This window comes from Micromonospora sp. WMMD812 (genome assembly GCF_027497215.1).
GTDB lineage: Bacteria > Actinomycetota > Actinomycetes > Mycobacteriales > Micromonosporaceae > Micromonospora.
This window is the reverse complement of sequence record NZ_CP114904.1, coordinates 2,804,013-2,824,783: the sequence shown is the minus strand read 5'-3', so window position 1 is coordinate 2,824,783 and position 20,771 is coordinate 2,804,013. Positions and strand designations below refer to the sequence as shown.

Below are 20,771 nucleotides of genomic sequence, written 5' to 3'. Positions count from 1 at the left end.
CGTATCTCCGGGCGCCGTCGACCGGGTTACCCGTCAGTACGGATCACCGGCCCGGACGGATCAACCGCGCGGTGGGTCAACCACCGAGGGCCGCGGTCGCCTCGGCCGTGGAGCAGACCGTCTCAGGTACGGAGCCTTCTGGCCCCGCGGAGCCGCTCGTAGCCGACCAGCGCGACGAGGAAGGCGGTGAGTAGGCCGATCGCTCCCAGGGCGGGAAGGAGCCCGGCGGCCGGCAGCAGGAGGAGCACCGCTCCGGCGGCGACGAGTTGCGCCGGCGCGGCGCCGACGGTCAACCGGAGGAACACGAACCGGCCGGCGAGGTAGACCGCCGCACCGCCGAACAGCACGACCGCCGGCATCCAGCCCAACCGCGCGCCGCCGGTCCACCCGGTGCCGGGATGGCCGACCACGTTCGCGAGGACCTCGTGGATGCCCAGTGCGACGTAGATGACCCCGGCGATCAGCGGCAGGTGCGCCAGGGTGTAGGCGTCCGAGGCCAACTGCTGGCGGCGTCGGGTGTGGCGCGGCGCCGCGGTCAGCGCCCGGGCGGCGGCCGGCGCGGCGTCCTCGAAGTAGAGCCACCACAGGCACACCGTCGCGGCGAAGCCGACCGCCGCGGCCACCATCACCGACGGGCCGATCGCCACCGCCCCGGCACCGGCTCCCGCCGAGATCAGGGACTCGCCGAGCGCGATGATCAACACCAGGTTGTGGCGTTCGGCGAAGTGCGCGCCGCTGCGCACCTCCCCGAGGCTGGCGGCGGTCGCGATCCGGCCACCGCCGAAGTCCACGAGGAACGCCAGGGCCCACAGCACCGTCTGGGCGGTCCCGCCGAGCACCGCGCCCAGGATCAGCGGCACCCAGGCCAGGGCCGTCGACACGGCGAAGCGGGCCGCCTGCCGGCGGTACCGCGGGTTGTCGCCCCCGGAGTAGAACATGAGCGCGAGGTGCAGCGCCCGCACCGTGAGGTAGGCGACGGCCAGGGTCAGCGCGGAGCTCATCGCCCCGCCGTCGTGCCGCCAGGCGTCGGGGATCACCAGCGCGGCCACGAAGATGGCGCCCATCGCCACGGTCATCCCCGCCCGGACCACGCCCACGTCAGCGCGGACCAGGTTGCCCAGCCAGGTGTAGCAGCTCCAGGCGTACCAGAGCCACAGGATCAGCAGGAAGCCCTGGAACAGGGTGAGGGCGGTCGGCTCCTCCGCCATGAAGTCGATGAGCCGGGTGAGGGCGAAGACCAGCACGAGATCGAAGAAGATCTCGAAGATCGTGGCCCGGTGCGCCTCCTCCACCAGCACCGGCCGGGACCGCGGCTCGTGGCTCATCGGCCCATCTTCGTGCGCCCGCCCCCCGCCGGACCGCCGAACGCGCGGGCGGACCCGCCGGACCGACGAAGGCGCGCGGCGGGTCCGCGACGGATCGCCGGTGGACGTGCGTGGCGGACGTCCCGTCGGGCGGGTCAGTCCACCAGTTCGTCGGCGAGCAGGTCCATGAGCACACCGTCGTGCCAGCGGCCGTCCGCACCACGCTCGTAGCGGCGCAGCACCCCGACCGGGCGGAACCCGACCTTGGCGTAGCCGCGGATCGCCGGGGTGTTCGCCGCGGCCGGGTCGATGGTGAAGCGGTGGTGACCGTACGCCTCGACCAGGTGGCGGACCACCGTGCGGATCGCGTCCGGCCCGAGGCCCTGGCCGTGCACGGCGGGGTCGAGGAAGATGTCCAGGCTGGCGTGCCGGTAGTCCGGGTCCTCCTCGGCGTACCACTGGATCGCGCCGACCACCCGGCCGTCGTAGCCGATGGCGTACACCGTCAGCGCCTCGTCGGCGAGGTCGGCGCGGACCGCGGCGGCCAGGTCGTCGCCGCCGCGCCACCAGCGTCGTACGGCCGGGTCCGCCCGGATCGCGGCGAGTGCCGGCACGTCCGCCGTGGTGGCCGGCCGCAGCGTCACCGCCCGGCCCCGCAGCTCCGCCACCGGGCTCAGCCCCGGATCTCGCCGTGCTCGACGCAGACCGCCGACCAGCCGACCGGCAGCACCTGCACCTTCATCCGACGACGGCAGTGCGCGCAGAACCGCGGTGGCTCCAGTGCCCGTGCCCGGCCGCACGCGTCGTGCCCGCCGAGCGCGGTGGCCGCACCGCAGCGGTCGCACCAGGTCGGCGCCGGTGCCGCGCCGTTCGGCACCGCCAGCCCCGCAGCATCCGTCACCAGCAGCCCCTCACAGCGTCGCGGAGAGCGCCTTGACCGGCATCTTCAGGTCGTCCAGCAGGGCCAGGTCCTCGGTGGCCGGCCGGCCCAGGGTGGTCAGGTAGTTGCCGACGATCACCGCGTTGATGCCACCCAGCAGGCCCTCGCGGGTGCCCAGGTCGCCGAGGGTGATCTCGCGGCCGCCGGCGTACCGGAGGATCGTGCGCGGCATCGCCAGCCGGAACGCGGCGATGGCCCGCAGCGCGTCCTTGCCCTCCACCACCGGCTGGTCGCCGAGCGGGGTGCCCGGGCGGGGGTTGAGGAAGTTCAGCGGCACCTCGTGCGGGTCCAGCTCGGCGAGCTGCGCGGCGAACTCGGCCCGCTGCGCGACGGTCTCGCCCAGGCCCAGGATGCCGCCGCAGCAGACCTCCATGCCGGAGTCGCGGACCATCCGCAGCGTCTCCCACCGCTCCTCCCAGCTGTGCGTGGTGACCACGTTGGGGAAGTGGGAGCGGCAGGTCTCGAGGTTGTGGTTGTAACGGTGCACGCCCATGTCGACCAGCTCGTCGACCTGCTCCTGGGTGAGCATGCCGAGCGACGCGGCGACCTGGATGTCGACCTCGGCCTTGATCGCGGCCACGCCCTCGCGCATCTGCTTCATCAGCCGGGCGTCCGGGCCGCGCACAGCGGCCACGATGCAGAACTCCGTCGCCCCGGTCGCCGCGGTCTGCTTCGCCGCCTCGACCAGCGAGGGGATGTCCAGCCAGACCGAGCGCACCGGGGACGTGAACAGGCCCGACTGGGAGCAGAAGTGGCAGTCCTCCGGGCAACCACCGGTCTTCAGGGACACGATCCCCTCGACCTCGACCTCCGGGCCGCACCAGGCCATCCGCACCTCGTGGGCGAGCTGGAGGGCGGCGGGCAGGTGCTCGTCGGGCAGGTTCAGCACGGCGAGGACGCCGGCCTGGTCGAGGCCGACGCCGTCACCCAGGACCTGGGTACGGGCCTGGTCGAGGATCTCTGGCATGGCTCGTACCCTACAAGGCCCCCTGACCGCGAGAAATGGCCGCGCCCGCCGGTGAGCGCAACCCCACGGGCTGGACCGAGGTTGAGGTCAAGACCGCCCGAGTGCATGTACCAGGGCGTTCCGGGCGGGTGGTAACTTCGCCCGGCGGAGGATCGGCGTGGGGGGTGACGGTGGCGGACTGGCTGGCGGCGCTCGACCGCCGCGCCGAGCTGCGGGCCAAGGCCGGGCTGACCCGGCGGCTGCACCCGCGCGCGGCCGGTGAGACTGTCACCGACCTGGCCGGCAACGACTACCTCGGCCTCGCCACCCACCCCGAGGTCACCGCCGCCGCCGGTCGGGCGCTGTCGGCGTACGGGCTGGGGGCGACCGGGTCGCGGCTGGTGCGCGGCTCGACCGACGCGCACCACGCGCTGGAGGACGGGCTGGCCGACTGGCTCGCCACCGACCGGGCGCTGGTCTTCTCCTCCGGCTACCTGGCCAACCTCGGGGCGCTCCGCGCCCTCGTGCAACCCCGTACGCTGCTCGTCTCCGACGCGCACAACCACGCCTCGCTGATCGACGGCTGCCGGATCTCCGGCGCGGAGACGGTGGTCACCCCGCACGCCGACGTGACCGCGGTGGCCGCCGCCCTCGCGGTCGCGCCCGGCCGGCCGGCCGTGGTGGTCACCGAGTCGGTCTTCTCGGTCGACGGGGACCTCGCCCCGCTCGCCCGGCTGCACCAGGTCGCCCGCCGCTACGGCGCGCTGCTGCTGGTCGACGACGCGCACGCGCTGGGCGTGACCGGGCCGTCCGGCGCGGGCGCCGTCGCCGCGGCCGGGCTGGCCGGCCAGCCCGACGTGGTGGTGACCGCCACCCTGTCCAAGGCGCTCGGCGGGGCGGGCGGGCTGGTCGCCGGCCCGGAGGAGTTCGTCCGGCACCTGGTCGAGACCGGCCGGACGTTCATCTTCGACACCGCGCTGCCGCCCGCGGTCGCCGCCGGCGTGCACGCCGCGGTCGGCCTGGCCCGCGCCGGCGACGACCTCCGCGCCGAACTGGCCGAGCGGGCCGCCCTCGCCGTAGCCCGGCTGCGCGCCGCCGGCCTGACCGTCTCCACCCCCGACGCGGGGGTAATCTCGGTGACCGCGCCGGGGCCGGAGGCGGCGACGACGTGGGCCGCGGACTGCCGCGACTGCGGGGTCGCGGTCGGGTGCTTCCGCCCGCCGTCCACCCCGGACACCCGGTCCCGCCTTCGGCTGACCGTCAACGCCGGCGTGCCCCGGACGGACTTCGAGCGGGCGCTGGACGTCATCGTGGAGTGTGCCCCGTGAGCGCGAGGAGTGAGCCGGGTCTGCGAGCCCCGCAGTCGCGAACAGAGGTGACGCCATGAGCGTGCCGTGGCGCGGAACGGTGGTGGTGACCGGCACCGACACCGAGGTGGGCAAGACGGTGGTGACCGCGGCGATCACCGCCGCCGCGCAGACCGCCGGGTTGCGGGTGGCCGTGATCAAACCGGGCCAGACCGGCACGGCGACCGGCGAGCCCGGCGACGTGGACGCGGTGCAGCGGCTGGCCGCCCCGCTGACCGGCCGGACCCTGGCCAGCTTCCCGGACCCGCTCGCCCCGCTCACCGCGGCCCGGGTCGCGGAGCTGGAGCCGCTGGAGCTCTACACCGCGGTCGACGCGGTCCGCGAGGAGGCGGACAAGCACGACCTGGTGCTGGTGGAGGGGGCCGGGGGGCTGCTCGTACCGATGGGGCTGCGCCCGTCGGGGGAGCCCTGGACGGTGGCCGACCTGGCCGTGTCGCTCGGCGCGCCCGCGGTGGTGGTGACCCGGCCCGGGCTGGGCACGCTCAACCACACCGCGCTGACCCTGGAGGCGCTCGACCGCCGCGCGGTGCCCGCCGGGGTGGTGATCGGCGCCTGGCCGACCGCGCCGGAGCTGGTGCACTGGACCAACCTCAGCGAGTTGGTGCCGAACCTGCTCGGCGCGCTGCCGACCGGCGCCGGCGCGATGGATCCCGGGGTGTTCCGGCGGTCCGCGCCGGGTTGGCTCACTCCGGCGCTGCACGGAGTGCTGGACGACTGGCGGGCCTGGGCCGAGGAGATCGGCTGAACACCTGACTTTCGTCGGTGCCTCCGCCGGTCGCCGGTGGGTAGCCTGGCCGCCGTGACCAGGTGGCGGTGGGTGCGCGCGGCCCGGCGGACGATGGCCGCCCGGCCCGCCCTCGTGCGTGACGTGCTGCTCTGGGCGGTGGTCGCCGCGCCGGTCGGGTATGCGCGGATGACTCCGCCCTACTCGTGGCGCTCGCTCACGCTGCTCGCCGGCGGGCTGCTGCTGCTCGCCGCGGCGGTGGCGGTGAGCCGCCGCCGCCCGCCGGCCGCTCTGGTGCTGGTGGTGCTCGGCTCGCTCGTCGACGGCAACTTCGTCTTCGCGATCCCGGTGTTCAGCTACCTCACCGGGCGGCGTAGCGCCGGCGCGGGTCCGGCCGCCGTCATCTTCGCCCTGATCGCCGCGGGTGGCACGGCACTGAACCTGGGGCTGCTCGGCACCGGCGCGGCCACCTGGTTCCTGCTCGCGTCGGTGCTGCTCTTCGCCGGGGTGTTCCCGTGGCTGGTCGGCCGGTACCGGCGGCAGCAGCAGGAGCTGGCCGAGGCCGGCCGCCGGCACGCCGACGCGCTGGTCCGGGAGGAGCGCGGCGCCGCCGAGCGGATCCGGCTGCGCGAGCGGGCCCGCATCGCGCAGGAGATGCACGACTCGCTCGGCCACGACCTCAGCCTCATCGCGCTGCGCGCCGCCGCCCTGGAGGTCGCCGCCGACCTCGACGCCGGACACCGGGCCGCGGCGGGGGAGTTGCGGGCCAGCGTCGCCGCCGCCACCGAACGACTGCACGAGATCATCGGTCTGCTCCGCGAGGAGGGCGGGTCCAGCCTCACCCGCCCGTCCAACGAGACGGTCGCCGAGCTGGTCGACGGCGCCCGGGAGGCGGGCATGGCGGTACGGCTCGCCGCCGCCCCGGACGCGGAGGAGTTGCCGGCGCTCGCCGGCCACGCCGCCCACCGGGTGGTCCGCGAGGCGCTGACCAACGCGGCCCGGTACGCCCCCGGCGCCCCGGTCGACGTGCGCCTGACCCGCGCCGGCGACCGGGTCGAGGTGGCCGTGGTCAACGCCCCGCCGCCGGCCGGCCCGCTGCCGGCCCCACCGTCGCACGGCAGTGGCCTGCTGGCGCTCGCGGAGCGCGTACGCCTCGCCGGCGGGACCCTCGACGCCGGCCCGCGGGCCGACGGTGGCTTCGCGGTGCGGGCCTCGCTGCCGGTCACCATTTCGCCACCCGGCGTCGCCCGGTCGCTGCCCGATGCCCGGCAACCGGCCGACGAGCCCGGGGCGGCTCCGGAGCGGCCCGCCGACGCCGCGCGGCGGCTGCACGACGCGCGCCGGCGGGTCCGGCGCAGCCTGCTGGTGGCGCTGGGCGCGCCGGCCGGGCTCGGGTTGGTGCTGTCGCTCGTCTACTACCCGGTGGCGACGGCGGGCACGGTGCTCGACCAGCAGACGTTCGAGGGGATGCCGGTGGGCGCGTCCCGCGGTGACCTGGCGGGGTTGCCCCGCCGGCAGCTCGACCGGCCCGTCGGGGTCGACCCGGCCGGCTGCGAGTACTACACCGACGGCAACTTCCCGCTGGCCCAGCCGACCTGGCGGCTCTGCTTCGCGGACGGTCGCCTGGTCAGCAAGGAGAAGATCGACCAGTGACGAGCATCGACACCGCCGGGGCCGGCCCGGTCCGCGTCGTCCTCGCCGACGACGAGGCGATGATCCGGGCCGGCGTCCGGGCGATCCTGGCCGCGGACCCGGGGATCGAGGTGGTGGCGGAGGCGGGCGACGGCCGGGCGGCGGTCGAGGCGGTCCGGGCGCACCGGCCGCGGGTCGCCCTGCTGGACATCCGGATGCCGAGGCTGGACGGGCTGAGCGCGGCCGCCGAGATCCGCCGGCTGGTGCCGCAGACCGCCACGGTCATGCTCACCACGTTCGGCGAGGACGACTTCATCGCCCGGGCGCTCGGGCACGGGGCGAGCGGCTTCCTGCTCAAGTCCGGCGATCCGCGCGAGCTGATCGCCGGGGTGCACGCGGTCGCCGACGGCGGCGCGTACCTCTCGCCGCGGGTGGCCCGCCGGGTGATCGAGCTGGGCGGTGGGCGGCTGGCCCGGCGTCCGGTGGCCCGGGACCGCACGGCCGGGCTGACCGACCGGGAGCGGGAGGTGCTGGCGCTGGTCGGCGCCGGGTTGTCCAACGCGGAGATCGCCCGTCGGCTGTATCTGGTCGAGGGGACCGTGAAGACCTATCTGACCAGCATCTTCACCCGGCTGGACGTCCGCAACCGGGTGCAGGCGGCGATCGTGGCGTACGAGGCGGGGCTGGTCGAGGAGTGACCGGGACCCCGGGGCGATGCCCCGGGGTCCCGGTGGGTACGCCCTCAGGCGTCCCGGCGGCGCAGCGCGGCCCGGCCGAGCGCGAGCGCGGCGGCCGCCCAAGCGGCGAGCAGCAGCAGTCCCACGATCGGCGGGTACGGGTCGGTGTCCCCGGCCAGGAAGTGCCCGCCCGCGACTCCGGGGAAGCCGTCCGCGATCCGGTTGAGCACGGCGATGTCCGGCTCCTGGAGCGAGAGCGGCACGATCATGAGGGTGGCGACGAGCACGGTCAGGGTGAGCACCGCGCTGCGCAGGGCGGCGCCCAGGCCGAGGGCCAGCACCCCGACCAGCGCCAGGTAGGCGGCCACCGCCAGCACGTCCCGGGCCGTACCGGCCACCGGGGCCGTGCCCCACCGGCCGAGCGCCGGTCGGGCCACCAGCGCGCCGACCCCGCCGAGCAACAGGCCGGCGAGGAAGGTCACGGTCCCGGCCACTACGGCCTTGGCCAGCAGTACGCGGCCCCGCGACGGCGTGCACTGCAACGTCGTACGGATGGTGCCGCTGGTGAACTCGCTGGTGATGGCGAGCAGGCCGAGCGCCAGGACGGCGTACTGGGTGAGTTCCATCGAGCCGATCAGGATGCTGCCGACGGTGACGATCCCGGCGTCGTCGGCCGGGTCGTCGTTGGTGTTGGCGTTGGCGGCGTAGATCGCCAGTTGCCCGGCGGCGGCGGCGGTCAGCAGCACCGCGGCCAGCAGGGTCCACCAGGTGCCGCGCACCGACCAGAGCTTGGTCCACTCGGCGGCGACGGCGCCGGCGAAGCCACCGGATCGGGTGGCGGGACGGGTGCGGGGGAGGACGGCGGTCATCGGGCTCCGCCTCCGGTCCGGGCGCCGGCGTACTCGACGCTGTCGGCGGTCAACTCCATGAAGGCCTGCTCGAGCGACGCGCCGTGCGAGCTGAGTTCGTGCAACCGCAGCCCCAGCTCGTACGCCACGTCGCCGACCCGGTCGACGGTGGCCCCGGTGACCGTCAGCTCGTCCGGGGCGACCGGCTCGACGGTGACCCCGGTCGCGGTGAGCCGCTCGGCGAGCGCGGCCAGGCCGGCCGGGTGCGGGCTGCGTACCCGGACCGCGACCGCGCTGCCGGCGATGACCTCGTGGATCGGTGCGTCGGCGAGCAGCCGGCCCCGGCCGATGACCACCAGTTGGTCGGCGGTGAGCTGCATCTCGGTCATCAGGTGGCTGGACACGAAGACGGTCCGTCCCTCGTCGGCCAGCGACCGCATCAGCTCCCGCGCCCAGCGCACGCCGTCCGGGTCGAGCCCGTTCACCGGCTCGTCGAACATCACCACCGCCGGGTCGCCGAGCAGCGCGCCGGCGATCCCGAGTCGCTGGCCCATGCCGAGGGAGAGCGTGCGCCCCGGTTTCGCCGCGGCCCGGTCGTCGAGGCCGACGACGGCGAGCACCTCGTCGACCCGGCGGGCCGGGACGCCGTTGCTGCGGGCCATCGCCAGCAGGTGCGCCCGCCCGGACCGGGCCGGATGGATGGCCTTCGCGTCGAGCAGCGCGCCGACCTCGTACAGCGGGTGGCGCAGGTCCCGGTACGCCCGCCCGCCGACCAGCGCCTGCCCGGCGGTCGGGCGGTCCAGGCCGAGGATCATCCGCATGGTGGTGGACTTGCCGGCGCCGTTGGGGCCGAGGAACCCGGTGACCCGGCCGGGTGCGATGTCGACGGTCAGGGCGTCGACCGCGGTCGTCGCTCCGAACCGCTTCGTCAACCCACGTAATGTGATCATGCGCTGACGCTAGGCGCGCGGACCGTCCGCGCGCCGCGCCCGAACGGCATCGCCCCACCCTGACTTTCGTCAGGCCGGCGTCGGCGGGCCCGTCACGCCACGTAGTCCTCCAGCAGCGCCGGGGTGAGGCCGGCCCGGTGGATCGCCTTCAACGCCGCGAGGAGGTCGTCCATGAGCGCCGGCCGGAAGTGCATCAGCAGCACGTCGCCGGGCTTCACCACCTTCTCCGGCGTCTGGTAGCGCACGATCCCCTTGTCGACGGTCTCGGTCCAGTGGAAGACCGCCTTCATGCCGCAGTCGTGCGCGGCCCGCAGGGTGGTCGCGTCCCGGTTGCCGAACGGGGGGCGGAACAGGGTCGGTCGCTTGCCGAACAGCTGCTCCAGCTTGTCCGCCGACCCGCAGATCTCGTGCTTCTGGAAGGCGTACGACCTGCCCGCCAGTGACGTGTGCGTGATCGTGTGGTTCGCCACGACCCCGCCCGCCGCCTCGATCTGCCGGAAGTAGTCGGTGTGCGCCTCCGCCGCCGGTGAGTTCAGGAACAGGGTGACCGGGAAGTGCGCGTCCCGGATGAAGTCGATCGCCGCGGGCGGGCGGGCCAGCGCTCCGTCGTCGATGGTGATGAAGGCGACCTTCTGCTCGGTCGGCAACCGGAACCAGAACGGGGCCGAGCCGCTCGCGGCCGGCGGCGACGGCTGCACCGGCTGCGGTGCCGGGGCGTCGGGGAAGGCCGGCACCTGGGACAGGTACCAGGCCAGACTCTTCGGCGCGGGCTTCCCCGACGGCGACGTCGACGGTGTCCCGGAGGGCGTCGTTTCGGCGGTGGCCGGCGGCGAGGCGGACGGGTTCGGCTGGTGAGCCGCGTGCGGGGCGATGAGCCGGGGCCGGTGCGCGGCCGAGCAGGCGCTCAGCGCCAGGAGAACCAGTAGCGGGCACGCGGCGGCCAGGATGCGGCGAGGAGTCGACGGCACGTCGGGAAACCTATCCGGCGAAGGTGAGGACGCGTGCAGCCCGCCCTGGTGCTCCCGCCGCCCTGGTCGCGCTACCCGACGACCGTGCGGTGGGCCACTCCACGGTTCGGCCGGGAGCTCGCCGACCCCGCGCGGCGCCGCCTGTGCGAGGTGGGCCGCCTATGCGGTGCGGCGGATGACGAAGGCGTCGGGCATCCGGAAGGTGAGGTTGTCCGGGCACCAGGGCGGACGGACCACCGTCACCCCGTCCAGCAGCGGCGCGGCCTCGGTCACCACGACGGCCGCCTCCATCCGGGCCAGCACGTCGCCGACGCAGCGGTGCGCGCCCGCCCCGAAGGCCAGGTGCCGGCGGGATCCGCGTTGGCCCGGGCGGAACTCGTCGGGCGCGTCGACGGTCTCCGGGTCGCGGCCGGCCCGGGCCAGCCAGAGCACGACGCTGGTGCCCGCTGGCACCGCCGTACCGCCGAGCGTGGTGTCCACCGCCGCGACGCGGCGCCAGGTGACGATCGGCGGTTCGAGCCGCAGCCCCTCCTCCACCACGTCGGCCACCGGGACCTCGCCGGTGCGCAGTCCGGCCCGCACGGCCGGCTCACCGGCCAGCCGGTGCAGCAGCAGAGTGAGGAACTGCGAGGTGGTCTCCTGCCCGGCCACCAGCAGGAAGAAGAGCGCGCCGACGACCACGTCCGGCGGATGCCCGGCCGCGCGCAGCCGGGCGGCCAGCCCGCCGCCGGTGGCCGCGAAGTCGCGCAGCACCCGGTGGAAGCTGCCGACCTCGGTGGCGAGCGCCAGTTGCCGGTCGGCGTCCAGCGGCGCCCAGAACAGCTCCAGGGCCGCCCGGGCGAACTGCTTGACCGCGCCGACCGGCGCGTCCGGCAGCTCGACCAGCCGGGCCAGCACGAGCAGCGGCAGGTCGGCGGCGAGCTCCGCGTAGAGGTCGATCGGCTCGCCGCCGTCCAGCGTCGCGGCGAGCCGGGTGACCCTGCCCCGCACCAGCGCGGTCAGCCAGGGCCGCTGCGCGTCGACCCGGGACGGGTGCAGCGCGTCGGCGACGATCGCCCGGATCTCCGGGTGGCTGGCGCCGGAGTTGTTCGCCAGCGTCGGCGGCAGCCGGAACCGGTGCCCGGCGAGCACCCGCAGGGCCGTCACCGGCATCGGGGTCACCGCGTCCAGCGCGTTGTCCGGCCGGAACGTGACCGGGTCGGTGAGCACCTGGCGAACCAGCGCGTGCCGGGTGACCACGAGATGCTTTACGCCGACGTGGTCCGCCACCCGGGCCACGTCCGGCCACCTGGTGTCGGCGACCTGCGCCCAGCTGCGGAACAGCACGCCGACACGCTAGTCGGCGGCCTTCGGCAGGCCGGGCCGCAGCTGCCAGACCGTGGTGCGCTTCACGCGTACGGTCTCCAGCGCCGGGGGGACCGGCACGTCGTAGGCGGCCAGCTCGTCGAAGCGGTCCCGGGGCAGGAACGCCCGGCCGGGGTCGCCGACCAGCACCGCGGCGCCGGCCCGGGTGGCCCGCAGCAGGAACCGCAGCATCCGCTTGGCCATCGCCTCGCTGTAGAAGACGTCGCCGGCGAGCACCACGTCCACGTCGCCGGCGTCGCCGTCGAGGATGTCGCCGTACTCGGCGGACACGCGTACCCCGTTGGCCTCGGCGTTGAGCGCGACGGCGGCCACCGCCAGTTCGTCCACCTCGACCGCGCGGACGGCCGCCGCGCCGGCGCGGGCGGCGGCGATGGCGACCAAACCGGAACCGGAGGCGAGGTCGAGCACCCGGCGGCCGGCGACCAGCTCCGGGTGGTCGGTCACGTAACGCGCCAGCGCCTGACCGCCGGCCCAGGCGAAGGCCCAGAACGGCGGCGGCCGGTCGCTGCGGAACTCACCCTCGGTGAGCTCCCAGAGCCCGATGGGCTCGTCCGCCTGGTGCAGCCGTACCTCGGGGACGAACGCCACCGGGGCGAGGCGGGCGTGCAGCCGGACGAAGGTGGTGGAGAGCTCGGACACCCGGCGATTCTCCCTGACGGGGGGCGGCCACCTCGCGGGACGGTCGAGGAAGCCACCGCCGGGCGGGGTGGGGATCGGTGACCGGTTCACCACGGTCGGTGAAATCCGCCCCCGTGCTTGCCGACCGGTGCGAAGACACCCGTCTGGTCGACCCACCCGCCCGCTTCTAGCGTTCCGAAGGGAAGCGGAGAGGCGAGGTGGTGGTGAACGTGTGGCGGTACGCGCTGCGGCTCGCGGTGGTGCTGGCCTGCCTGACCGGCGTGGAGCTGGCCCTGGCCGGGCCGGCGCAGGCGGCCTTTGCCACCCGGCTGAGCGGACTGCCGGAGCGCTTCACCGCCGGCGACCAGGTGCGGACGGTCTCCGCCGTGGTGTCCCGGACCGACGGCGGCGGCTGCGTGAAGGTCCGCTGGTCGCTGGTGCTCACGGTGGAGGGCATCCGGCTGGACCAGGTGCGGCTCGACCGGGTCGAGGAGACCGGGTCGTTCCCGTTGGACATCCGCACCGAGGGCGACGTCGCCCGACTTACCGACCGGCAGCTCGACCCGGGCACGCTCTGCCCGGACCGGACGGTGACCGCCCGCTACCGGCTGGCGTTCGCCGAGGACGTCGGCGACGGCCGGGTCACCCTCGCCGCCGAGGCGTACGACGCCGGGCTGCGGCTCCTGGCCCGGCAGACGGCGACCCGTACGGTGGTCGGCGCGGAGGTGACGCCGAGCGACGCGGCGCCGAAGCCGACGCGGACGACGCCGGAGCCCACCGCACCCGCCGCGGACGAGGACGCGCCGCCGGCCGAGGAGCCGGGCGCCGAGGAGACCGTCGCCGCGGCGCCGGTGGCCGACGCGGGCCGGCCGGCGTCGCGCTCCGGGGGCTTCGGTGTGGTGCAGGCCGCGTTCCTGATGGGCGGGCTGCTCGTCTCGCTGGGGTTGGGGCTGTTGCTGCGGATGCGGCACCTGACCCGGGCGGCAGAAGCGGGCACGGGCGACACCCCGCCGGTCGGCGTGGGCTGGGAGACGCCGGCCCCGCGCGACCGGTGGCGATCGACCCGCTGGTGACCGACGCCCAACCGGCGGCCCGGCCGGTGCGTCGGCGGGTGAGGGGTGGTCGGGGCCGGCGCCGGGTGGCGCCGGCCCCGACCGGGTTCACTTCGAGAACGCCTGGAACTCGGCGATGCGGACCTGGGTGCGCGCCGGGCTGGCCGTCGCGCAGTCGGTCGTGGTCGCCGGGTCGGCGTCCTGCTCACCGGCGTACGCCGGGCCGCCCGTGCACTGGCTGTCCAGCACCTCCAGCCGCAGGTGGGTGGCGACGGTGGTGGGCACCCGGAACGAGCGCAGGTTGATGTCCCGGGTGTACGCCCGGTACGCCCCGCCCGGGAAGGCGTCGTCCGCGCTGGTGTAGATGCGCCGGAAGTTCGCCGGGTTCGCGCAGTCGGTGGTCTTCGCGTTGCAGGCCAGCACCGCGAACGACCGCAGCGCGCTGAGCGCGTTCTGGCTGCCGGCGTCGGCGTCGCCGGTGAGAGCGGGCCGCAGCATGCCACTGACGTTCACCCGCTTCACCACCTGCGGCGCGTCGCCGGGCAGCGCCACGGTGACCTGCTTTCCGGTCACCCCGTCCAGGGAGGCCCAGTTCGTCGCCTCGGTGTCGTCGGCGAGCCGGTCCAGGTTGACCCCGTCGCCGCTGATCGTGGCGCCGGACGCGGTCGAGGCGAGGTTACGACTCATCCGCAGGTCGATGTACCCGTCGTGCCCGGCCTTGGCGACCACGCTGAGCCGCTGGTGCCCGAAGCCGGGCGCCACCGCGAGCAGGTCGTACGTGCCGGCCACCAGCTCCACCGTGTCCGGCAGCGCGGTCGCCGGGTCGGTGTCCGCGATCGGCGTGGCCCGCGCCTCGTACGCCCCGACGTAGAGCCGGATCGGCGCCTCGGCGCTGTCCCCCCGCGGCCGGAGCGTGAACGTCGCGTTGCCGCCCTGCGGGGCGGCGAAGCTCGGCGTCGGATCGGTGTCCGCGGCGCCGTTGGTGGCGGCGTCGCGGCCCATCCCGGAGCGGGCGAACTCGGCCCAGATCAGGTCCTGGTTCGCACCGCCGAAGCGGAGCTGGTCGGCGGTGAGCATGTTGTTGCGCATGTCGAGCATGCTCACCTGGCTCGCCGCCTGGAGCAGGAACGAGTCGAAGACCAGCTGCGACCAGCGCCGGTTGCCCGGGCACTTGTCGGCCGTCACCGTGCCCTGCGCGCACTCCAGCTGCCGCTGCGGCGTGCCGAGGCCGTACCGCTTCACCAACGCCGCGCGGACCCGGAAGTTCGTCGCGCTCCAGATCTCACCGTCGGCGTGCACCGCCGGCCCGCCGGTGTTGTAGCCGACGTCGGAGTAGTTCAACGGACTGCGGCTGAAGTCGTGGTTGCGGATGCCGCTGACCAGGTTGCCGGTGACGTAGCCGCCGGTGATGAACGGCGTCTCGCCGGGAGCCCGCAGGCCGTGCTGGTACAGGTATTCGGCGGCGAGCAGGTCGCTCCACGACTCACCCATCGACCCGCCCTGGTGGCCGCCGATCCCGCTGTCCGGGCCGGCGATCATCCGGTTGCTGATCGCGTGGGTGTACTCGTGGCCGATCACCGTCATGTCGTAGTCGCCGTCGACGCACGGCGGGTACGGCCCGCCGGCCTGCGGCTGCCACAGGTACATGTTGGTGGTCGGCGGCAGCCCGTCGCGCGGCGTGCCCTGGTTGGCGTTGTTCCGGTTGCCGCTCAGCGCGCCCTGCTGCGCCCGCCCCTGCTCGGCGTCGTTGCCCAGCCCGTTCGGGGTGAGGTTGACCGCCTGCAGGTTCCAGGCCGACTCGGTGAAGCCCAGGTGGTACGCCCAGTCGTGCATCCGGTTGTGCATGGCGAAGAGGTTGCCGATCGCCGCGTCCGCGTCGTTGCGCTGCGCCGACGTGAAGACCTCCGGGTTGCACTTGGCCTGGTGCCACTGGTCCGTGAACGGGTACTCGTAGCGGCGCTCCGGGCTGGCCGTGGCGGGCACGACCGGGCTGCCGGCGCCCCACGAGACCACCGTGTTGGCGGAGTTGCCCCGCGAGGTGAAGGTCGGCGTGTCGGTGGCCACGTCGACGTCCCACGGGTTGCCGCTGGCCGGGTCGCGGAACGCCGCCGCGCAGCCCGGCGCTGGGTCGCCGCACCAGCGGACCCGCGGGTCCTGACCCGGGCCGAGGTCGCGCGGCGGGGTGGCCGGGAAGACCGCCCAGCTCGGGTTGTCGGAGTCGAAGTCGACCAGGTCCTCGCGGACCAGCACCTTCCCGGTGATCCCGTCGACATACGTCGTGAACGCCGCCGGGTGGTCCGTGTCCGACCCGATGAGGGTCACCTCGTACGCGCTGCGCGGCCCCTCCAGCGGCGTCGGTACGGCCACCGTGCGGACACTGTGGCTGGCCACGCCGGAGGCGTCCAGCCCGGCGTCGGCGAGCGCCGCGGCGTACGCCTGGTCTCCGGTGAGGGTGGCCGGCGCGGGGGCCGCGGAGTCGCGGGAGAGCGAGGAGCTGACCGAGATGACCCGGCCACCGGTGACCGCGAGGGTGACCAGGCCGTCGTGCCCGGCCGGCAGGTCGCCGAAGCGCTGCCGGAGGGTGACCACGGCGCCGTTCCCGATCGGGCGGACCAGCACCCGCTCCATGGCGGACACCGCGTCGGCGTCCAGCCCGAAGAGGTCACGGTTGGCGGTGAGGTACGCGCGCGCGCCGGCCTCCGGGTCGGCGGGCAGCCCGGTGGCGAGCGGGGCGGTGCCCGGGCCGAGCGCGTGCGGCGTGCCCAGCTTGTTCCACCGCACGGACGGGTCGGCCTGGCGGGCGAGCCCGCGCTGCCGGGCGTCCGGGGCCGCCGTACCGGCCCGGTTGTCGACGTCGGCGTGCTGGTGGCCCTCGGCGAACGGGCCGGAGTGCCGCTCCGCGGACGGGCCGGCGGCCGGCGCGGCGGCGCTGACGCCGGTGGGCAGCAGCGCGGCGACCACCGCGGTCGCCGCCAGGACGGGGATGAGCCGGCGTCGGCGCCGGCTCATCCAGGGTGACCACTCCGGGTGTGGCACGGGACCTCCTCGTGGGAGCGGGATGGCCGGCCCTCCGCCGGCCCGCGCAGCATGGTGATGATGCATGCGCATCTGTGGATACCAGCCCGCTCCACCGGGGGACAAGGCCCGCACCCGCCCCGGCGGCACATTTGAGCAGAGCGAACGCACCGACCCGGGGTCGGTGATGGTCGGTGCCGGGGTGGTCAGTCGGCGGGCGCCCAGTCCGGGTCGCGGCCGAAGGCGGCGATGAGCCGGTCCTGCTCGTCGGCGTCGGCGGGCTGGTCCACGGGCGGCTCGGTCAGCTGCCCGCGCCGGTAGTCCTCGGCCCGCCCGGCGAACCAGCGCGCGCACTCGCGTACGGCGTCGGCGTCGAAACGGGGGTCGGCACCGATCGCCACGGCAAGGTCCCACCCGTGGACGAGGTGCTCGGCGATCAACTGGTGCAGGTACTCGGCCGCCGGGGTGTCGCCGCCGGAGAGGTGCACGGTCCGGTCCAACGCCCCGGGGCGGGTGGCGGCGATCTCGGCCTGGGCCGCGGAGTCGCGGGCGGTCTCGGCCGGATCGGCGCCGAGTTGGTCGCCCTCGAACCGGTCGCCGACCTGCGCGATGGTGCGGCCGGCGAGCAGCGGGACGCTCCACCGGATCTCGCCCACCACGTGGTTGACCAGCGTCCGGACGTCCCAGTCCGGGCAGGGGGTCGGCTCCGACCACTGCCCGGGGCCGACCTGGTCCACCCGGTCGATGAACTCGGCCAGGCTTCGGCGGTACGTCTCCAGCAGGTCCATGCCGCCGATTGTTCCGGCCGGACCGGTCAGGGTGAGCTGGTTTGCCCGGTTCGTCGGGTCGCGCGTGCCGGTGTCGCCGCCGGGGGGCGCTCAGTCGAGCTCGGTCGGGTCGAGCCCCAGCTCCCGGGCGCTGACCAGGCGGACCCACTCGGTGAACTGCCGTCGTGAGATCACCCGGTCGTGCACCGCCAGTTGAACCGCCAGCCCGTCCATCACCGCGCTGATCCGCCAGGCGGCGCCCGCCGGGTCGGCGCAGTCGAAGGTGCCGTCGCGCACCCCGTCGGCGATGATCTCGGCGAGGTCCTCCCGCCAGCGCAGGTCCAGTCGGCGGGAGATCCGCTCCAGCTCCGGAGTGCGCAGCGACTCGGACCAGCCGTCGATCCACATCGACCAGGATGTCGGGCGCCCGGCCGGGGTGTAGAGCTTGATGATCTTCCGGAGCTTCACCAACGGCGGGGCGGGGGAGTTCATCACCGCGTCCAGCCGGATCAGGTCCTGGTCGACCGCGTAGGCGAAGGCCTGGGCGAGCAGCCGTTCCTTGGTGGCGAAGTGGTAGAACACGAGGGCCTGGCTGACTCCGGCGGCCTGTGCGACGTCCGCCGTCCGGGTGTTCGCCAGACCGCGTTCCGCGATCACGTCGCAGGCGGTGCGCAGCAGGGCATCCAGGCGGATCTCGGCCGCACGTCTCGTCACGACCGTTACCGTAACCCATCGCGATGAACACGGGCAGTTACCGATCGGCCCTGATCGGCGGGACAACAGTCGGAAGCCGGACACTTTGCCGTCTGCCTGGCCCGTGCGTTTCGCGTCGGGTCGACCGGGCCGGATCCGAGCCAGTCCCCTAGGAAGCTGTACGCGCCGTCTGCTCGTCGCCTCGCTAGAGAAAACCGGTCGAACGGGACGGTGACGCGCCGACAGGGGCACCCGAGTTGGCAACCGTTCGCCGGCTCGGCTAGAGTTCTCATCCGTCACCGGGGAACGCCGATGACACGCGGACGTAGCGCAGTTGGTAGCGCATCACCTTGCCAAGGTGAGGGTCGCGGGTTCGAGTCCCGTCGTCCGCTCGGAGCTGCCGCCACGCATGACGGGGGCAACCTCGGTGGGGTGGCCGAGAGGCGAGGCAACGGCCTGCAAAGCCGTGTACGCGGGTTCAAATCCCGTCCCCACCTCGGTAAGGCACAGTCACAGACTCGGGCGATTGGCGCAGTGGGAGCGCGCTTCCTTGACACGGAAGAGGTCACTGGTTCAAACCCAGTATCGCCCACCATACGTTTGAGCAGGCCACGCGGCTCGTTACCGGATCTCCCGGTGACGAGCCGTCGCCGTTGGCGGCGACGGTGGCGCGCCGGTTCCGAGTCCGCCTCCGCGACGGTTGGTGGGTGATCCGCCCGCCCCGACCACCGACCGCATGTGTGGCGTCCGTGACGGTCGTCGTCCTCGGCGCGTCCTTCCCGACAGGAAATGCGCCGACCTCAATTCGATTGCGGTAAAGAAAGGGCCGAGGCCGCCCGGTCATTGGGGCCCGATGGTCCCGGTGAGATTCTTCACCCGGCAATCCGCATCGCAGACGACAACCATTCCAACGGCATCGATGCCGGCTGAGCCGGCTCGTGTCCGGCGTAGGTCGGAATCCCTTTGCTGACATGGGGATCGCCGCGATCCGGACTCGTCGGCCGGGGCTCGCAGCCGAGGCGGCACCCGCGATCGACCACCTGTCGGGGCGGTTACTGGGCCCCGGTAGGTGATCTCGACACGTCCTATCCTGAGCTTCGGGGGGCGGGTGTCCGCGGCCAATGCGGCAGGCGACGGCGAGGAATTGGCGGACCCCGATAATTCAGGAAAGGCGCACAACATGACGGGTCCCGCCACGCGGACGTGGGATGGCATGACGATTCCGGCGGCCGGCACCTATCTTCTTGACCAGGCGCACCGGCGAATCGGTTTCGTGGGCCGGCACATGATGGTGAGTCCGGTGCGGGGCGAGTTCACCGAGGCGAACGCCTGGATCGTCGTGGGTGAGGACCCGCTGCGCTCGTCGGTGGCGGCCACGATCCAGTCGGGAAGCATCGTCACCGGGCACGACGACCGGGACGTGCACCTGAAGAGTGCCGACTTCCTCAACGTGGAGCGCTACCCGACGCTCGAGTACCGCAGTACCGGCGTCACCGCGCAGAACGAGACCGACTCGATCTTCTACTGGGCCCGGTTGCGCAGCAGCAACCGCCTGGGGCGCCGCCCCGGCGCCGATGTGCCGCCGCAGGCGGCCCGCACCTCGGGCCGGTTCGTGGTCCACGGCGAGCTGACGATCAAGGACGTCACCCGGGCCGTCGACCTCCAGGTCGAGTTCGGCGGCGCCCGCACCGACCCCTACGGCCAGGACATCTTCGGGTTCACCGCGACAGCCGAGATCGACCGCGAGGACTACGGCCTGCTCTGGAACGTCGCCCTGGAGGGCGGCGGCGTGCTGGTCGGCAAGAGCGTGCGCATCGAGATCGCCGGCGAGGCGATCCGCCAGTCCTGACCCGACGGCATCACGTCGCGGTCCGCCGCCGCGTGCGCCGGGTCTCAGCCGGCGGCGGAGAGCAGTGCCTCGGCGAGGTCGGTGCGGGCGCTGAGCAGCGCCCGGCCCCGCCGGTGCGTGACCACCAGGCCGGCCGCCCGCAGCGCGGTCAGGTGCTGGGACACCCCGCCCGGCGACATGCCGGTGCGCCGGGCCAGCTCGGTGGTGCTCACCGGTGCGGCCAGCTCACCGAGCAGCCGGGCCCGCCCGCGGCCGATCACTGCGGCCAGCGCGTCCGCGGTGCCGGCCGGGCGTTCCCACAGCGTGCCGAGCCCCCGGGCCGGGTACGCGAGCTGCGGGGCGTCCCCGGCGGAGACGCTCAGCACCGACGGCCACACGAAGACCGACGGGACCAGCACCAGTCCCGGCCCGTCCGGGACGTCCGGGGCCAGACAGTGCCGCTGCGCGATCAGCAGGGTGTCGTCCTCCCACCGGACCTGCTCGTGCAGGTCGTTGAGGAGACCGCCCGCACCGTCCTCGGCCAGCCGGCGGGCGCGGGCGGCGACCTCGGTGTCGAGCAGCAGCCGCAGCCGCGGCCAGTCGCGCGCCAGCGCGATACGCCAGTACGCCTCGATCTCCGCGGCCAGCGTGCGCAGGCCCGCCACCGGGTCGGCGTAGAAGGCGGTGAGCGCCGGTGTGCGTTCGCCCGGATAGAGGTCCAGGTGGGCGCGGACGGTGCCGGCCGGGGTGGCGCGCAGGGCGGCCAGTTCGGCGTCCAGGTCGGGATTGAGGCCGGCGGGCGGCGGAGTGAGGAAGTCGGCCAGGTAACCGGGCGGGGCCGGAACGAGGTGCCAGAGCAGCCCGGCGTCGGGGCCGACCAGGCCGGCCTCGACCAGCCGCGGGCGGACACGGCGGACCCAGGGGAGGTGGACCGCGTGGTCCCCGGGATCGCGCAGCACCCGGACGCTCGCGACCACCTCCCACAGGCAGGAGACGGCGAACCGGATGCGGGCGACGGCACCCGCCGACAGGCCGATCGCGACCACGGCACCCCCGGTGGATTCAGCTGGAACTGAA

General features: G+C 74.5%; 19 protein-coding genes and 3 tRNA genes. 9 read left to right on the top strand and 13 right to left on the bottom strand.

Annotated features, from left to right (window positions below):
* Positions 1-122: 122 nt before the first annotated feature.
* From O7603_RS12910 to bioB, 4 genes are all read right to left on the bottom strand, one after another.
* Complete coding sequence (locus tag O7603_RS12910; RefSeq protein ID WP_281575948.1) at positions 123-1,325, bottom strand: low temperature requirement protein A; 1,203 nt, start codon at positions 1,323-1,325, stop codon at positions 123-125.
* 134 nt (positions 1,326-1,459) lie between these two features.
* Positions 1,460-1,972, bottom strand: a complete 513-nt coding sequence (locus O7603_RS12905; protein ID WP_281575947.1) for a GNAT family protein — start codon at positions 1,970-1,972, stop codon at positions 1,460-1,462.
* 5 nt (positions 1,973-1,977) lie between these two features.
* The gene (locus tag O7603_RS12900) at positions 1,978-2,205 is read right to left on the bottom strand and encodes a hypothetical protein (RefSeq protein WP_281575946.1); all 228 of its coding nucleotides are present in this window, start codon (positions 2,203-2,205) and stop codon (positions 1,978-1,980) included.
* A 10-nt stretch (positions 2,206-2,215) separates the two neighbouring features.
* Positions 2,216-3,211: a biotin synthase BioB gene (gene bioB, locus O7603_RS12895; protein ID WP_281575945.1), complete on the bottom strand. Its 996-nt coding sequence runs from the start codon at positions 3,209-3,211 to the stop codon at positions 2,216-2,218.
* Positions 3,212-3,381: 170 nt separating this feature from the next.
* Between bioB and O7603_RS12890 the strand changes: the two genes are divergently transcribed.
* From O7603_RS12890 to O7603_RS12875, 4 genes are read left to right on the top strand one after another with little or no spacing between them, the layout of a single operon-like run.
* On the top strand, positions 3,382-4,518 hold the full coding sequence (locus tag O7603_RS12890; RefSeq protein ID WP_281576679.1) for an 8-amino-7-oxononanoate synthase: 1,137 nt from the start codon (positions 3,382-3,384) through the stop codon (positions 4,516-4,518).
* Between the two features lie 55 nt (positions 4,519-4,573).
* Complete coding sequence (gene bioD, locus O7603_RS12885) at positions 4,574-5,302, top strand: dethiobiotin synthase (RefSeq protein ID WP_281575944.1); 729 nt, start codon at positions 4,574-4,576, stop codon at positions 5,300-5,302.
* Between the two features lie 54 nt (positions 5,303-5,356).
* Positions 5,357-6,934 (top strand): histidine kinase, encoded by a 1,578-nt coding sequence (locus O7603_RS12880; RefSeq protein WP_281575943.1) that lies wholly within the window; start codon positions 5,357-5,359, stop codon positions 6,932-6,934.
* Entirely contained in the window at positions 6,931-7,611 is a 681-nt protein-coding gene (locus tag O7603_RS12875) for a response regulator transcription factor (protein WP_281575942.1), read from the top strand. The genes O7603_RS12880 and O7603_RS12875 overlap by 4 nt, the downstream gene beginning before the upstream one ends.
* A gap of 44 nt (positions 7,612-7,655) precedes the next feature.
* Here the strand turns inward: O7603_RS12875 and O7603_RS12870 are convergent, their stop codons facing one another.
* The 5 genes from O7603_RS12870 to O7603_RS12850 all read right to left on the bottom strand — a co-directional run bounded on the left by O7603_RS12870 (position 7,656) and on the right by O7603_RS12850 (position 12,360).
* Complete coding sequence (locus O7603_RS12870; protein ID WP_281575941.1) at positions 7,656-8,459, bottom strand: ABC transporter permease; 804 nt, start codon at positions 8,457-8,459, stop codon at positions 7,656-7,658.
* Positions 8,456-9,388 carry an ATP-binding cassette domain-containing protein gene (locus O7603_RS12865; RefSeq protein ID WP_281575940.1) on the bottom strand — a complete coding sequence of 311 codons (933 nt, stop codon included), beginning with the start codon at positions 9,386-9,388 and terminating at the stop codon, positions 8,456-8,458. The genes O7603_RS12870 and O7603_RS12865 overlap by 4 nt, the downstream gene beginning before the upstream one ends.
* Before the next feature lie 92 nt (positions 9,389-9,480).
* On the bottom strand, positions 9,481-10,356 hold the full coding sequence (locus O7603_RS12860; protein ID WP_281575939.1) for a polysaccharide deacetylase family protein: 876 nt from the start codon (positions 10,354-10,356) through the stop codon (positions 9,481-9,483).
* 159 nt (positions 10,357-10,515) lie between these two features.
* Positions 10,516-11,682: a cytochrome P450 gene (locus tag O7603_RS12855; protein ID WP_281575938.1), complete on the bottom strand. Its 1,167-nt coding sequence runs from the start codon at positions 11,680-11,682 to the stop codon at positions 10,516-10,518.
* Positions 11,683-11,691: 9 nt separating this feature from the next.
* Positions 11,692-12,360: a 50S ribosomal protein L11 methyltransferase gene (locus O7603_RS12850; RefSeq protein WP_281575937.1), complete on the bottom strand. Its 669-nt coding sequence runs from the start codon at positions 12,358-12,360 to the stop codon at positions 11,692-11,694.
* Positions 12,361-12,557: 197 nt separating this feature from the next.
* Between O7603_RS12850 and O7603_RS12845 the strand changes: the two genes are divergently transcribed.
* Positions 12,558-13,412, top strand: coding sequence for a hypothetical protein (locus O7603_RS12845; RefSeq protein WP_281575936.1), 855 nt, complete (start codon positions 12,558-12,560; stop codon positions 13,410-13,412).
* An 87-nt stretch (positions 13,413-13,499) separates the two neighbouring features.
* On the opposite strand, the gene O7603_RS12840 is transcribed toward O7603_RS12845, so the two are convergent.
* The 3 genes from O7603_RS12840 to O7603_RS12830 form a co-directional block, all read right to left on the bottom strand.
* Positions 13,500-16,427 (bottom strand): M36 family metallopeptidase, encoded by a 2,928-nt coding sequence (locus O7603_RS12840; RefSeq protein ID WP_281575935.1) that lies wholly within the window; start codon positions 16,425-16,427, stop codon positions 13,500-13,502.
* 185 nt (positions 16,428-16,612) lie between these two features.
* Entirely contained in the window at positions 16,613-17,194 is a 582-nt protein-coding gene (locus O7603_RS12835) for a TIGR03086 family metal-binding protein (RefSeq protein WP_281575934.1), read from the bottom strand.
* Between the two features lie 90 nt (positions 17,195-17,284).
* On the bottom strand, positions 17,285-17,887 hold the full coding sequence (locus tag O7603_RS12830; protein ID WP_281575933.1) for a TetR/AcrR family transcriptional regulator: 603 nt from the start codon (positions 17,885-17,887) through the stop codon (positions 17,285-17,287).
* Between the two features lie 298 nt (positions 17,888-18,185).
* Here O7603_RS12830 and O7603_RS12825 point away from each other — a divergent pair.
* The 4 genes from O7603_RS12825 to O7603_RS12810 all read left to right on the top strand — a co-directional run bounded on the left by O7603_RS12825 (position 18,186) and on the right by O7603_RS12810 (position 19,715).
* Positions 18,186-18,258 (top strand) — tRNA-Gly (locus O7603_RS12825).
* 34 nt (positions 18,259-18,292) lie between these two features.
* Positions 18,293-18,363 (top strand) — tRNA-Cys (locus tag O7603_RS12820).
* 23 nt (positions 18,364-18,386) lie between these two features.
* Positions 18,387-18,461, top strand: a tRNA-Val gene (locus O7603_RS12815).
* A 618-nt stretch (positions 18,462-19,079) separates the two neighbouring features.
* Positions 19,080-19,715: a YceI family protein gene (locus O7603_RS12810; protein WP_281575932.1), complete on the top strand. Its 636-nt coding sequence runs from the start codon at positions 19,080-19,082 to the stop codon at positions 19,713-19,715.
* 44 nt (positions 19,716-19,759) lie between these two features.
* On the opposite strand, the gene O7603_RS12805 is transcribed toward O7603_RS12810, so the two are convergent.
* The gene (locus tag O7603_RS12805; protein ID WP_281575931.1) at positions 19,760-20,740 is read right to left on the bottom strand and encodes a helix-turn-helix domain-containing protein; all 981 of its coding nucleotides are present in this window, start codon (positions 20,738-20,740) and stop codon (positions 19,760-19,762) included.
* Positions 20,741-20,771: the final 31 nt, after the last annotated feature.